Below are 14,484 nucleotides of genomic sequence, written 5' to 3'. Positions count from 1 at the left end.
TTTTTTTTTACAAAAAGTGCACATTTCTAGTTAAAAAAAGTAAACAAAGTGTGATACTAATACTACCCGCAATAACGCGATAAGTTTAACGGTGAGTTTTTCACCCATTTATGATTTATTGTGCTTTGCGAAACGCGTTTTAATAACGTGACACTGGTGTGGCAACAACCAATATAATAATAAAAACAATTTTTCACCTGTGTACCCTGCATAACAATCGCCGCACCCAAAATAAGAACTTTGGGAAAAACTATGAAATTAGCATCAATAGATATCACGTTGTTCGTGGTATACGTCGTCGCGCTTATCGGAATTGCGTGGTGGGTTTCTCGCGAAAAGCAGGGTCATCAAAAAGATACAAATGATTACTTTCTAGCGGGCTCAAGCCTGCCATGGTGGGCAATTGGCGCATCACTCATCGCTGCCAATATCTCTGCCGAGCAAATCATCGGTATGTCTGGCTCGGGTTACCAATTAGGGCTTGCCATAGCGTCGTATGAGTGGATGGCAGCCATTACATTGCTTATTGTAGGCAAGTTCTTCTTACCTATCTTTCTAAAGCATAAAATCTACACCATGCCTCAATTTCTAGAGCAGCGATACGACCATCGCGTGCGCAAGGTAATGGCAATATTCTGGCTAGGTGTTTATGTTTTTGTAAACCTAACTGCTGTGCTGTGGTTAGGTGCATTGGCCATCAATACCATCGCGGGTGTTGATATGGTTTACGGCATGATGTTCTTAGGCCTTTTCTCGTTAACCTATTCACTTTACGGCGGTTTGAAAGCGGTAGCACTCACCGACATTATTCAAGTCGTGCTGTTGGTTATTGGTGGTTTGTTCCTGTCGTATACGGCGTTAAACCTAATCAGCGACGGCAATGGGGCCATCCAAGGTTTTGTTGACCTAACTAACAAGCTACCTGAAAAATTCGACATGATTTTGTCAAAAGACAATCCACACTATATGGACTTGCCGGGCATTTCTGTATTGATTGGTGGCATGTGGATCATGAACCTGTCGTACTGGGGCTTTAACCAATACATCATTCAGCGCACGTTGGCGGCAAAAAGTGTCCAAGAAGCGCAAAAAGGTATTGTGTTTGCGGCTTTCCTAAAACTACTAATGCCGTTAATTGTGGTATTGCCGGGGATTGCAGCAGTACTTATTGTGCCTGACTTAGCTAAGCCAGACCAAGCATATCCAAGCCTAATGACACTAATGCCTGTTGGCCTTAAAGGCATTATCTTCGCAGCGCTTGTGGCAGCGATTGTGTCTTCGCTAGCGTCGATGACAAACAGCGTTTCTACTATTTTTACCATGGATCTCTACAAAGATAAGCGTCCTAACGAGTCGCAACAGCATTATGTGAAAGTGGGTCGTATCATAAGCTTGGCAGCGCTTATTATTGCTATGGTGGTGGCCAAGCCGCTGTTGGGTAATTTCGATCAAGCATTCCAGTATATCCAGGAATTTACGGGCTTCTTTACACCAGGTATCTGCGCGTTGTTCGTTTTAGGTATGTTCTGGAAGAAAACCACAGCAAACGGTGGTCTGTTGGCGGCATTAGGCTCATTTGTTTTAAGCATTGTGTTTAGAAAGTTCTGGCCTGAACTGCCGTTTATTGACCGTGTTGGACTTGTGTTCCTGCTTTGTGTTGCTTTAGCTGTGGTTGTTTCTCTGCTAGAGAAAAAAGGTGTCAGTGAAAACGCTGTCGACTTAAACGAAGTGCAGTTCAGAACAACAAGCGGATTTAATGTAGCATCTATCGCTGTAGTTATCCTTACAGCGGCGTTTTACATAACGTGGTGGTAGCAGACAAGGAAGGGCGTTTTTAATCGCAACGCCCTTGCTAAAATTAGCTAAAAACAACGCGAAAGTTCAGAAGACGCTGACAATAAATTTTGTTAAGTTCTAGAACGTGTTGCAGTTAGTAGCGTAAACCTGTGGCGAAAAACTTCAATTTTCCCTCATAAAATACGGTATACTAACCGGCTAATATTCGATGAACTTTCGCGCTTGCTGATGTCTTACTAAGAAGAGTTATACAGCAAGCCACTAAAAACGTTACAGGAGACATCAATGGCAACGAAAGGCGTTAATAAGGTTATTCTTGTTGGAAACCTTGGCAATGATCCTGAAGTTAGATACATGCCTAACGGAAACGCCGTTGCGAACTTAAGCCTAGCAACTAGCGAAAGCTGGAAAGACCAACAGGGTCAGGTTCAAGAGCGCACTGAGTGGCACCGCCTTACAATGTACCGTCGCTTAGCAGAAATTGCCGGAGAGTACCTGAAAAAGGGCTCGCAAATTTATGTTGAAGGTAAATTGCAAACGCGTAAGTGGCAAGATCAGCAAGGCCAAGATAAATACACCACTGAAATTATCGTAGACCAAATGCAAATGCTTGGCGGTCGCGGCGGTGAAGGCGGTGGTGGTAACGGTGGTTACCAACGTCCTCAAAACAACCAAGGTGGTTACAACCAGGCGCCTGCACAAGGCGGTTATAACCAAGCGCCACAGCAAGGTGGTGGTCAGCAGGGCGGCTACAACTCAAACCAAGGTGGCGGCTACAATCAAGCGCCTCAGGGTGGCAATCAAGGTCAGCCAAAGAACCCACCAATGGCTGAGCCAGATTTTGACTTCGACGATGACATTCCGTTCTGAACTAAGACAAAATTAAAAATGTTTAAAAATTCTCTAGAAAGCCGCTCCTTAGCGGCTTTTTTTTGAGCTAAATTCAGCGAATTATGAGACTGATACCGACTAATTTTGTATCCGACTAATGTAAGATCACATTCTAGTTATATCCATAGCGCCGCATGTAGACAGGTGATGGATAAACGTCAATAAATTTCACATCCAAGGGTAGTCTTATAACGTGTCGGTATTAGCAAGATTATTCGTTTTTGCATTTTTCAGTATTAACATCAGCGCTTCAATAGCTCAAAATAATGTTGAGTGCGACGTTGAAGGTTGTGATGAGAAGAAGCCTACCATTATTTGGATGCGTCCACCTGAACTTGGTGTTGAAGGGCCTGGTATTACTATTACATCTGGCCCAGTGTATGATCTCATGGTTCACCTTTCTAGTTATCTTGAAAGTTATAGCCACCAATTTGAAGCCTACCCAGTTAAGCGTGCCTGGTCGTTAATTCAACATGAAAAGTCGTCTCAAAAGGTCTATTGTTTCTACGGCGCGTCATACCAAGAAGAGAGAACGAAATGGGGGTATTATTCTGAACCTACCTCTATCAATTTGCCTTTACTTGTTGTGTCAAGAAAAGCGCTCCCACCTTTAATCGATGATGAAGAAAATGTCGGCTTGTCACAAAGTGTGAAAGGCTTGTTTGAGTCAGTTTCTTTGCAAGCTTTACTCAATCAGAACTTAAAAACAGTGCTCTACAGCGACGTGAGTAACGCTTATGCACGAACCGTCGAGCAGTGGGCAACGCGGTACAATGTGTTAAGAGTGCATAGTCTAGGTAGAGACTTAGGCATGCATACCATTGCATTACTGAAAAGTGGGCGAATTGACTTCGGTTATGTTGGTCCTCGCGAGATTGCTACATTATCAAGAGAAGAGCTCGACACCTTGAGTGTGTATCAAGTTAGCGAACTGTCGGAAGAGTTAAGAGGGACAAAGCGCTTGCTATGTTCAAAGACAGCGCTAGGGCAAGAGGTAACAACGAGTTTAAATCAAACGCTAGCGCGTATTTTTGCGAATCCTGAAAAAAGTGAGATTTTGAGAGATACTAATTTCAGGGCCGATGGTTATTCTCATCGCCTTAAGCCTTTATTTGATGAACGATGGGATACTTTCCTGTCGAAAAAGTAAACGTTAGGTGGCACGTTTAACCTATTTTTCAGTACCTTTCTTACAGGGCTATGTGGATCTTTTTAAATAGTCCCTAATCTATTCCCTATACCCTTTAACGTAACCTGTATAGCTTTCGGCGTTGTTGCTAAGCCCTTATAATTGCAGTTTTATTACTGTTTCTTATTTCGTTTAATCAGCAATAATAATGGTGGTTTACTTGTATGGAATTCGTGAGGCGGTATTATGATTTTGTCTTTCAATAACAAGAAAATCAGCCAAATTATGAAAACGTTATCCCTGTTCTGTGGCGCTGCTGCACTCGCGTTTAGTACTTCAATGTTACCTACATCGGTTTCTGCAGCTCAGACCCTTTATAAACCTTTTCCAGCGGATGTTATGCCATCGCTAAGCGAGAAAGGCGCTCACGTTGTTGGTGTAAAAACTATTGAAGCGACCTACCCAGAAAAAGTCAAAGATATTGCTGGAAATGATGTCGAGCGTAAGTTGACCCTAGAGGTCTGGTATCCTGCTTCAAGTGCTGCTGAGACGGCAACGTATGTGAATGAAACACGAAGTGGTCAGGTATTTGAAATTGAAGCTGATGCAAGCCGCGATGCGCCAATTGCCAAAGCAGAATCTAGCTACCCTGTGATTGTTATATCTCACGGCTATACTGGCTATCGCACACTTATGTACTATTTAGGTGAACACCTTGCGTCTCACGGTTATGTAGTTGCGGCTATCGACCATACAGACTCCACAAACAAAGACGTTAATTTTGCAGAAAACCCGTATTCTGGTTTTCCTAGCACATTGTTAAATCGCTCTCGAGACCAGGTTCTAACCCTGAACAGCATCAGCGAACATGAGTTTTTTAGAGACAGCGTTGATGCAAGTAAGGCAGGGGTTATTGGTTACTCAATGGGAGGCTATGGAGCGGTAAGCACAGTAGGCGGCTGTTATGCTTTTAACGACCAAGCGGCAGCGACCTTCACCGGTACACAAGATCCTAAAGTGGCAGCGCTTATTAAAGACGTACTAAACACCTGCGCAGGTGGTAACGACAGTGGTAAAGATGTGCTTCCAGCTTGGAAAGCAGCGCTAGCGCTGGCCCCATGGGGTGGGCAACATCAGCTATTTGACGTTGAATCACTTAACAATATCAAGGTGCCGGTTCTTTATGTAGCGGGTGATAACGACGATATATCTGGTTACGAGGGCATTAAGTGGCTATTCGAAAATACGGGTAGTGAAGGCTCTAAACTACTTACCATCAAAAACGCCCGCCATAATGTAGCCCCTCATCCGGCGCCGAAAGAAGCCTATGGCAGCGAATTTGATTTGGGAAGCTATATAGAACCTGCGTGGGAAGTGCAAAAGCTTAATGCTATCAATGAGCACTTTGCCTTGGCACTTATGAACTGCCATGTGAAAGGTTTAAAAGATGATTGTGAATACCTGAACGTGAGTGGCAGTAGTGCCCAAGTACCCGTAGACGGTAAGAAGCCAGAGCCTTGGAAGGGCTTCGACGACCGATGGGCATTGGGGCTAGAAATGGACAGTAAATAACAGTTTGAAAAGGGTGCTTCGGCATCCTTTTTTAATTTTGTTACATATTTATTTTCTAACTTTACGCATAGTGGCGTAATGTGAGACTGCTTCTATCAATCATTGATAGTAAAAAGCGCTTTAAAGCGGCATTTCGGGCTACCCATAAACTAAACCATAAGGAAGTGAAAATGCGTAAATTTACTGTGTCAGCACTATGTGCCTGTTCTATTTTGTTAATGCCTTCCATAACCGTTACCCAAAGCTATGCGGCAGCACAAAACGTTGCTACAGCAAGTGCCGACGATGTAGAAACGCTAAAGGCCTACTTCAAACAAGGCGACTATAATTACGTTGTAGAATCCCTTGAAGCCGTTGAAGGCAAATCGCCAGAGCAGCACAACATGCTTATTTCTTCCCTGATGAACATAGATTTAGATGATGCCGAAGAGGCAGCAGAGCAGTTTGTTCAGGATTACAGTGATAACTATAAGGCTTATCATACACACGCCAGCGTAATGGGAGCCCAAGCCTCAAGTAGTATATTTTCAGCACTAGGCTATGCGAAAAAAGCAAAGAAGAGTTTAGAAAAAGCAGTGGAAATTGCCCCAGAAGAGGTTGCTGTTTACCAAGCCCTAATGCAGTTTCACTTAATGGCTCCCTCTATTGCTGGTGGCGATTTGGATGAGGCTACAGCACTTGCGCAAACTATTTCAAAACTTGATGCTACCGAAGGTCAGTTTGCCTTAGCTAAGGTTTATTTGGAGAAAGATAAACAGGCAGAAGCAGAGGCTATCTTTGCCTCTTTAATTGATGATGACAGCACCCACATTCGCGCCAGGGTTGAGCTAGGTAGTTTCTATTTAGGTAATGAGCAGTACGCCGCATCTTACGATACTTTGTTGCCGTTATCAGATACTGATGTGACTGCAGTTTCGAAAGCGGATACTGAGGCTTGGGATACGTATCAAAAGCGTAAAGCCAGTCTTATGTATGGAAAGTATCGCTTAGGGCAAGTTGCTGTTGAAAGTGGCGAGTACACAACTTCAGGTATTAATGCGTTGAAGAGCTATTTGGAAGACTACCAGGTTACGACCATTGATACTGAAGGCTTACCAGGAGCTAATTGGGCCCAGCTGCGCTTAGCTGAACTTCTTCTTAACGCAGACAAAGTGAATGAAGCGCAAAACCTTGTTGAGACGATAAAAGAAGACAGCGATGAACGCTTTGCTAAGACACTTAAAAAAATTAAAAAGGCACTAAAAAAGCGAGCGGCGGTGTAATACCGCACAGCTCGCTTACTCGTATTTTCTTTCGGCTGCGCTTAAAAGGCCACAGCGATTAGAAAGCCATAACGTTTAGAAAACTACAGGGCTTTAACAGTATAAATCAGCGCTGTTTGCGGGAAGAGTACCGGCAGCTGCATACCGTATTTCATTAAGACTTCGCCAGAGAATACTTGCCCTTCAGTTTGTTGCAAAATTGAAGGAGTGTATTCTTTCAGCTTTTCAGGCCATACACGCTCAATGGTGTATTGTTTGCTAGCATCAAGCCCTGCAAAGTAGAAACGATTCGGCGTAGTGCGTACGGTTTCTGTAACACTGTTATAAGCAAAAATACCTTCCTGCTTGTCTTTCGACACATAACCAAATTTCACATTCATGCCGTCATCATCCATGCGGAATAGGTCGCCGCCGTGGGTAATATGACGATATTTCTTATAAAGCGAAATGGCGTCTGTTAGCACGCTTTGCTCGTGGTCTGTCAGTTCACGCGGGTCCATTTCTATGCCCATATGACCAAACAAGGCTACTGCTGAACGAATTTCAATAGGTAAGTTACGACCCGTAATATGGCAGTCACGCGGGCCTACGTGGGCGCCCATGACTTCAGATGGGAAGAAATAAGAGCAGCCGCGCTGAATATATAAGCGGTCTAGTGCATCGTTAGAGTCTGACGTCCAGAAGCGATCTGTGTGTGGCAATATGCCTAAATCTACACGTCCGCCACCTGAACAACAGCTTTCTATTTCAATGCCTGGCTTCGCCGCTTTTACGCGGTCAATCAAGCCGTAAAGCGCTGCCATTTGGCCATGCATTGCCGGTTTGCCTTGAAGGTTGCCTGGATGGTTTACGTCGCGGTTCATGTCCCATTTGATGTAGCTTATTTTTGGATAAGCTTTTAGTACATCCGTAATCACTTTATACAGGTACTCAACCACTTCTGGGTTGGTTAAATCCAATACGTACTGATTTCTGAAAGGGACGTGAGGGTTATTCTCGGTTTGCAGCGCCCATTCAGGGTGCGCGCGGTACAAATCACTATCTGGGTTCACCATTTCCGGTTCAAACCAAATGCCGAATTCCATGCCAAGACCAGTAACATGGTCAATCAATCCGTCTAGTCCTTCTGGGTAGATGGCTTCATCTACAAACCAGTCACCAAGCCCAGCTTTATCGTTTCTGCGCCCTTTAAACCAGCCATCGTCTAATACGAAGCGTTCGATACCTAGCGGTGCTACCTTGTCAGCCAACGCTTTAAGTTCATCTTCGTTGTGATCGAAGTAGATTCCTTCCCACGTGTTGTAGTGAACTGGGCGAGGCTTAGACTCAGCGCTATGGTTTAGCACATTGCTACGAATGAAATTGTGAAACTGTTGCGATAGCGAAGAGAAACCTTCACAGCCATAGCCGGTATAAAGCACGGGTGATGTATAGCTTTCGCTAGCGTTAAGTACCACTTCACCCGGAAACAATAGTTCACCGAATTGAACATAGCTTCTGCCGTCGGCCATCAACTCAGCGCGAAGCTTGTGGTTTGCTGATGCGCCAAGGTGGTAACCGAAACATTCACCGTTAAGCTCGCCTGTACCTTCAGGGAACGCAATTAAACCAGGAAAAGTATCGTGAGACGTTTTGCCACGACGGTTTTCACGCACGTAGCTGCCAAAGAATAAGTCGTGATCTTTGGTTTGGAATTCAGCAGACCAACGACCTTCGAATGTTTTAATTTTACTAACCGTAGTAGGAAGTGGAAGGCTTGCTGCGTTTAGATAGTTTAGGTTTAGTGCACTGCTGCCGGTGTTTTCCAAGCGAGATACATACTTAGCAATACTCGTTTCACCGTCTAGTTCAACGGTAGTGATTAGACGCATTCCGCGGTGGGTATCTTCAGCGATGAAAGACACCGATTGCGCGCTTTGGTTTATGTCCACCAAACTAAAGCCTGCTGACCATTGGTCAGCATCACCGGAAACTTCAAGGCCTGGCTGTCCTGTCCAACCTTCACCATGGGTAGGCACTAAGGTAATGGGTGGCTCGATTACTGGCGCACACTTAGCTTCTTGGCGTGTGTTTAAAACGCTAAGCATTTCAGGCGTTGTGCTATCACTTAATGGCGCACCATAGTAAATGACTTTTGGCATACGACCCTGACAGTCGAATATTAAGGTGACTTTTTCGTTCGACAGGCGCACGAATTGAGAAAGTGACGACATAAAAACCTCAGCGTTAATAAAACGTAAATTTGGTGGTAAAGCTAAATATTTACAACGTAGGCAGTGACTTTTCACTGTATACCACGCCGTATTAAATCACGTCCAACTTGCGGATTCTACACTTAAAGGGTAAACGTTTAACTTTCAATGGTAGTCTGCATTGCAAGGGGAATGAAGTCTGACCAACAGGTATAAAATATAGACGATAAAATTTGTAAAAAACAAAAAGGATGCCCAGTGACATCCTTCTTTTATGTGTTTCTAAAATGTTAAACTTCTTTTCTATAAAGCTCTAACGAAAACTCTGCTTTTTGGTTGAACACCACGCGGTTCACAATTAGGGCAAAGGCGACACAGCCAATAAGGGTTGCGAACATTAGGTGTATGTAATGAAGTCCAAATGGCGCATATAGAGGTGAAGCTTCAAAGCTCATTAATGCGTAAATTGAAACGCCGAACAACACTGCGCCAATAGCTGCGAATGCATGAACGTTTCTAAACAGTAAGCCAACGATAAATACCGAAAGAATAGGCATGCTCAATAGGCCATAGAGCTTCTGAACTAGGTTTATAATACTATCAGCTTGTTGGTATACAGGGATTAGTGCTAGCGATACTACACACAATAAAACCGTAACATAGCCACTTAGCTTAGGTACGTTTGGCGTTTTGTTGATGTAGCTTTCGTGAATGTCGCACACGTAAAGGGCTGTTGCAGAGTTTAGGTTACTATTAAACGTGGTTAATACCGCAGCTGCCATGGCCGCTGCGAATACGCCAGATAGCCAGTCAGGTAATACCGTTGCCACGATTTTTCCGTAAGCACTATCACCAATATCACCAAATAGCTTATATGAAACGATACCTGGAATAACGATAATGGCAGGTACAATCAGCAGGCGAATACCGGCTGCGGCAAACACACCCTTTTGTGCTTCTTTTAAAGAAGGTGCCGCCATTGCGCGCTGAGTAATGACTTGGTTAGTACCCCAGTAAAACATTTGAATGAAGATCATGCCAGTAAGCAACGTATGCCATGGGATCGGAGACTCATCATCGCCAATAAGCGTGAGTCGCTCTTGCGGAATGCCGTCAAAGTTATAGTCGATGGCTTGTAGTGCTAGAATAACCACTAATACGGCCATGGTTAAAAGAAGCACGCCTGAGTAGGTATCAGACACCGCTACCGCACGTAGACCGCCGAAAATAGCGTATAGGGCACCAACGATAACGAAGATAACTGCAATGTACATCAGCGGCAGTTCAACGTTAAACATAGACTGCATAAACAAAGAGCCAGAATAAATTACCGCAGGGCAGAATATCAGAGCGCTACCAGCGAAGAACAAAGCACTAATAACAGCGCGAATATGCTTATCGTGATAACGCTGCTCTAAAAGCTCTGTGGTGGTTGTGCACTTGAACCTGTAATACACGGGTAAGAATACCTTGGCCAAGACGAAAAGACCTACCACAGCAGAAAGCTCCCAAAGTGCAAGTAAGGCCATTTGGTTACCGTTCATACCAACAAGCTGGTCGGTACTCAAGTTGGTGAGTGTAATACTACCGGCAACGAAATACCAAGCTAGGCCACCGCCTGCCAAGAAATATTCGCGATTTTGATTTTGTGCATTTCTATTTTGCCCGCGGCAACTTAAATAGGTAAGAAACCCAATTAAAGCAGTCACAAAGACAAAAACAGACACCTGAATAGTGCTGGAAAACATGTATTACTCCTAGGGGCAGTTATGACTTGCTGGTTTCGAACTTAATATTGTTAACAGCGCGACCAGGGAACTTGGTGTTATGAAGGCGAATAACGCGGTTTACTTGAAAAATTGAGCTGAGAATACTGAAAAGCACATTCAATAGCCCTTTTTGGTTGAGGGTAGCAAGCTCATCGCCACTAAGATTTTGTAAGCGCTGCTCGTTTACTGTAGCTAAACCTCCAACTCGCTGATTTGTGTTATCTTTATATTCAATAATCAAATCGACGGCGTGTATCAGCCCCATTTCGTTTAGTTGGTTGAGCATGACAGCGGTTTGCTGCATAGCAGTAATACGCTCTTCAAGTAGCTTTTTCTTATTATCTAAATAGGCAGTTGGGCGCTTTGATTCTAAGAACAGTGCCTCGCCTGTTTGTGAAGAAACAGCAGGTGATTCAACATCAACGAGAATTTCTTGCTGCTGAGAGTCATTGTCCACACGGGCTATAAAAGGTAGGGTACGCAAGCTCAAGGGAGCATAATGACCTAGCCACGTGCCTTGGGTTTCAAATACATTTTCCTGCGGCGCTAACCCACAGAGTGCCGAGATAGTCCAATATTTTGCATCGGGTGATTTACTAAAAAACAGCGGGAATTCACTCGCTGCCTGCACGGCCTCTTTAATTTCAATATTAACTAAATGGAATTTAGAGAAAGTCGTAGCTAACTTGCTTTCATCAATAGTGATATTGCTGTGGGCATCGGCCGATAAAACTTCAAATTTTGGCATATTATAATTCTCGTTAGCTTGCCAACCACTGCTCGATATAGTCGCGGTGGTTAGGTAAACTGCTTAGTTTTTGCTGCGTAATAAGCTGATTTTGTTTAATAACTTTATCTGCTAGATCGCGCTCGTTATAAAAATGGGATTGCAAAGAAAAGTCTGGAGAAAATCCCATTCCGTAAAGTACATACTGATAGCTAGCGGCGGGGAATAGCTCAATCGCCGCTGAAAAATCAGCAATTTGGGGGCCGCGATACTTCCATATTTCCAAGTCTTCTTTTAAAGAGTCGGGGATAGAAGCCGCATCGCGATTGGCAACCCAATAAGGTTCACTGCGTTGGTTAAAAATATAATGGAGCTTTAAGAAATCGATAATACGCTGCCAGCGATAATTCATTTGCTTGTTAAAGCGCTGACTAACGATAGGCATGGCCGACGTAGGCAACGGCATCTGCTCTGCAATATAGCGAGCCGAAATCTCAATAAGCATAAGAGCTGTGGCTTCTAAAGGTTCTACAAAACCCGCAGAGAGTCCAACAGCAATGCAGTTGCCTTTCCAAATTCGTTTCTTATAACCAGAATTAAAGCGTATTGTGCGGGCTTTTAGGTCGCCGTGCTCGTCGCCTACGTACTGACGCAATACTTCTTCTGCCCGTTCGTCGGTAGTGAAATCAGTGGAATAAACGTGACCTACACCTCTTCTGGAAGATAAGCCAATATCCCAAATCCAGCCTGCTTCTTGTGCTGTGGCTTGGGTATAGGGCTTTATTTCAAAGTCTTCTTCGTGGGGCACATGAAGGGCAAGGGCAGAGTTGTTGAATAGCACATTGTCTGCAGACACAACGCTTTCGCCTAGTGTTTCGCCAAGCAGTAGTGAGCGAAAACCAGAACAGTCGACGAATAAATCGGCTTTTAGAACCATGCCGTTGTTGAGGGTAACGCTTTCGACATGCTCACTTGATGACGCAGCCACGCTCTCAACTGTGGCGACAATATGCTTTACGCCTAACTCAGTCTTGCTGAAATCTCTTAGCATATCGGCAAAAGCACCAGCATCTAAGTGATACGCGTAGTTCGATTGTGCACTGCTGTATTCTTGTTCGCTGAGCGTGCGTGGTGCCATATTGCGTTCACACACGTGCTGCTGAAAGTTAGTAGCATTGGCAAAATTTGCAATGTCACCTACGTAGGGCGCCATCTCAACACGGCCGTAGCCTAACGGTACAGTAAACGGGTGGTAGTAAAAATCACCATCGCCATTTACCCAGTTAACAAACTTTCCGCCTTGCTTAAATGCTGCGCTGCAGCGTCTAAATACTTCTTTTTCAGATAGGCCAATGTCTTTAAGCGTATTTCGCATTGTTGGCCAAGTGCCTTCGCCCACGCCAACGGTAGGGATGTCACTGGACTCAACTAGTGTAATGTCTAAACCACATTCACCCATTGCTACTTTATGCTTAGCTGCGACGATAGCAGCGGTAAGCCAGCCTGCTGTGCCGCCACCTACGATAACAATACGCTGTTTTTTAGATGTATCAGATGAATGGTTCATGAAACAACACTACTTAAATGGAATTATAACTGCTTTCTACATTTATCCATAAACGTACTCGATTTGCCAATAGGCTTATGGATAAATGGCAGGGTTTTACCCCTGCCAAAACACACACACAAATTTTAGAATGAGCCTCGGATACCTACAGAGTAGCGAGCACCATTGTCTTCAATTGAGTAAATTTGGTCTGGGAAGCGGCCTGTTTGTGTAAGCTCTTCTTCAGTTACGTTTATGCCTTCAACAAATACCGTCAGGTTTTCGTTGATGTCGTAACTTGCGCTTACGTCCCACTGACCATAGGTTTCAGTAGTGGTCGGCTCACCAGATAAACCATTATCAAGTGAAAACAGGAACGACTCACGATTATTAAACGCAACACGTGCTTGGAACGCATCGCGCTCATAGAACACGATAAGGTTTTGCGAATCGCCTAGACCTTCCAATGCAAACGTTTGGCTAGTATCGCCAGATACCTCTGCGTCACTGTTAACTACCGTAGCGTTAGCCGTTACACCGAAGCCATTGTCCCACACGTGAGTAATAGCAACTTCGTAACCGTTAACCGTAGCAGTTTCACCGTTTTGCGGACGAGTAACCGTATAAACTTCACTAGCACCGTTTAGCTCTTCAGTGTCTGCAACTACATCTCGATTAGGGTCTTGTGGATCCAGCGATACGCCTGGTGCACAGTCTGCTGCAGCACAACGGAAATCACCTGGGAGGCGGTCAGTCATGTTATAAGTTTCTGCGCCTGAAAGAGTAACGATGAAGTCTTCTACTTCTTTACTAAATACTGCAAACGAGAAAACAGAGTCGTCGCTGTAGTACCATTCAAAAGATAGGTCCCAGTTTTCAGCACTAAATGGCTTAAGGTTAGGGTTACCACCGCTAGCCTGAAGATTCTGACGGCGAGGTTCACCAAAGGTCGTTGCCGGTGACATCTGAGACATAGTAGGACGTGTCAAAGAATCATAGCGAGAGAAGCGAACAATCATGTCTTCTTGCACTTCTAACTTCACGTTTAGGCTAGGCAGAAGGTTAGAATAAGACGTTGTTCCAGTAATATTCTCTGCTGGAGCAAATACGTTTGAGAAAAGCGTTAAGTCAGTGGTTGGAACAATGTCAGAAACAAACGCTTGTACCGCTGAAACAGCCACGTTTGTCTCTTCATAACGTGCACCGAAGTTCATGGTTAGTGGCATATCACCGATGTCATAACCAAATTCGAACTGTGCATAAAGTGCAGTTACTTCTTCTTCAATGTTATAGTAATTGTTCTGCAACGTTGGCGTTACCGGCGCCCCCTGAGAGGCAAGATAGTCTAGGTACGCATCACCGTCGTATGTATACCAAGTGTCAATCAGACCGCTGAAGAAGTTGTTCGCGGTAAACGGGCGGATATTCAATTCGTCAATAGGCGCTGGTGTGCCGTAACCACAGAATGCACATTGTGACGCAAACTCTTGGAATACGAATTTTTCACGCTCTGAGCGCAAAATACCGAAATCTACTTTACGGAACACGTCAGAATCAGCTAGATAGGTGAAATCTGCTTTGTATTCTGTTACTTCGTCT

10 protein-coding genes are annotated in these 14,484 nt (G+C 44.3%); 5 read left to right on the top strand and 5 right to left on the bottom strand.

From position 1 onward, the window contains the following. Window positions 1-252 precede the first annotated feature (252 nt). From GVO62_RS06225 to GVO62_RS06205, 5 genes are all read left to right on the top strand, one after another. Window positions 253-1,815, top strand: coding sequence for a sodium/sugar symporter (locus GVO62_RS06225; RefSeq protein ID WP_159118212.1), 1,563 nt, complete (start codon window positions 253-255; stop codon window positions 1,813-1,815). Window positions 1,816-2,082: 267 nt separating this feature from the next. After that, entirely contained in the window at window positions 2,083-2,667 is a 585-nt protein-coding gene (locus tag GVO62_RS06220) for a single-stranded DNA-binding protein (RefSeq protein ID WP_014947881.1), read from the top strand. 214 nt (window positions 2,668-2,881) lie between these two features. Next, window positions 2,882-3,838, top strand: a complete 957-nt coding sequence (locus GVO62_RS06215) for a hypothetical protein (RefSeq protein WP_236547087.1) — start codon at window positions 2,882-2,884, stop codon at window positions 3,836-3,838. Between the two features lie 225 nt (window positions 3,839-4,063). Further along, window positions 4,064-5,389 carry an alpha/beta hydrolase family protein gene (locus GVO62_RS06210; RefSeq protein ID WP_159118211.1) on the top strand — a complete coding sequence of 442 codons (1,326 nt, stop codon included), beginning with the start codon at window positions 4,064-4,066 and terminating at the stop codon, window positions 5,387-5,389. A gap of 170 nt (window positions 5,390-5,559) precedes the next feature. After that, the gene (locus tag GVO62_RS06205; RefSeq protein ID WP_236547086.1) at window positions 5,560-6,651 is read left to right on the top strand and encodes a tetratricopeptide repeat protein; all 1,092 of its coding nucleotides are present in this window, start codon (window positions 5,560-5,562) and stop codon (window positions 6,649-6,651) included. 83 nt (window positions 6,652-6,734) lie between these two features. Here the strand turns inward: GVO62_RS06205 and GVO62_RS06200 are convergent, their stop codons facing one another. The 5 genes from GVO62_RS06200 to GVO62_RS06180 all read right to left on the bottom strand — a co-directional run. Next, a complete protein-coding gene (locus GVO62_RS06200) occupies window positions 6,735-8,864 on the bottom strand; it encodes an alpha-galactosidase (RefSeq protein WP_159118210.1) in 2,130 nt (709 codons plus the stop codon). A 269-nt stretch (window positions 8,865-9,133) separates the two neighbouring features. Next, on the bottom strand, window positions 9,134-10,591 hold the full coding sequence (locus GVO62_RS06195) for an SLC5 family protein (RefSeq protein WP_159118209.1): 1,458 nt from the start codon (window positions 10,589-10,591) through the stop codon (window positions 9,134-9,136). Window positions 10,592-10,610: 19 nt separating this feature from the next. Next, on the bottom strand, window positions 10,611-11,360 hold the full coding sequence (locus GVO62_RS06190; protein WP_159118208.1) for a SapC family protein: 750 nt from the start codon (window positions 11,358-11,360) through the stop codon (window positions 10,611-10,613). A gap of 13 nt (window positions 11,361-11,373) precedes the next feature. Beyond that, window positions 11,374-12,906 carry a tryptophan halogenase family protein gene (locus GVO62_RS06185; RefSeq protein ID WP_159118207.1) on the bottom strand — a complete coding sequence of 511 codons (1,533 nt, stop codon included), beginning with the start codon at window positions 12,904-12,906 and terminating at the stop codon, window positions 11,374-11,376. Window positions 12,907-13,031: 125 nt separating this feature from the next. Beyond that, a partial coding sequence (locus GVO62_RS06180; RefSeq protein WP_159118206.1) for a TonB-dependent receptor occupies window positions 13,032-14,484 on the bottom strand: 1,453 nt, incomplete at its 5' end.

It is taken from the genome of Alteromonas sp. KUL150 (assembly GCF_009811475.1).
Lineage (GTDB): Bacteria > Pseudomonadota > Gammaproteobacteria > Enterobacterales > Alteromonadaceae > Alteromonas > Alteromonas gracilis.
The sequence above is the reverse complement of the archived record's forward strand: the minus strand, read 5'-3'. Positions and strand labels throughout refer to the sequence as shown.

Bases quoted from the DNA above. Each gene is read 5' to 3' on its own strand.
- GVO62_RS06225 (WP_159118212.1), top strand. From the start codon at position 253: ATGAAATTAGCATCAATAGATATCACGTTGTTCGTGGTATACGTCGTC.
- GVO62_RS06220 (WP_014947881.1), top strand. From the start codon at position 2,083: ATGGCAACGAAAGGCGTTAATAAGGTTATTCTTGTTGGAAACCTTGGC.
- GVO62_RS06210 (WP_159118211.1), top strand. From the start codon at position 4,064: ATGATTTTGTCTTTCAATAACAAGAAAATCAGCCAAATTATGAAAACG.
- GVO62_RS06205 (WP_236547086.1), top strand. From the start codon at position 5,560: ATGCGTAAATTTACTGTGTCAGCACTATGTGCCTGTTCTATTTTGTTA.
- GVO62_RS06200 (WP_159118210.1), bottom strand. From the start codon at position 8,864: ATGTCGTCACTTTCTCAATTCGTGCGCCTGTCGAACGAAAAAGTCACC.
- GVO62_RS06195 (WP_159118209.1), bottom strand. From the start codon at position 10,591: ATGTTTTCCAGCACTATTCAGGTGTCTGTTTTTGTCTTTGTGACTGCT.
- GVO62_RS06190 (WP_159118208.1), bottom strand. From the start codon at position 11,360: ATGCCAAAATTTGAAGTTTTATCGGCCGATGCCCACAGCAATATCACT.
- GVO62_RS06185 (WP_159118207.1), bottom strand. From the start codon at position 12,906: ATGAACCATTCATCTGATACATCTAAAAAACAGCGTATTGTTATCGTA.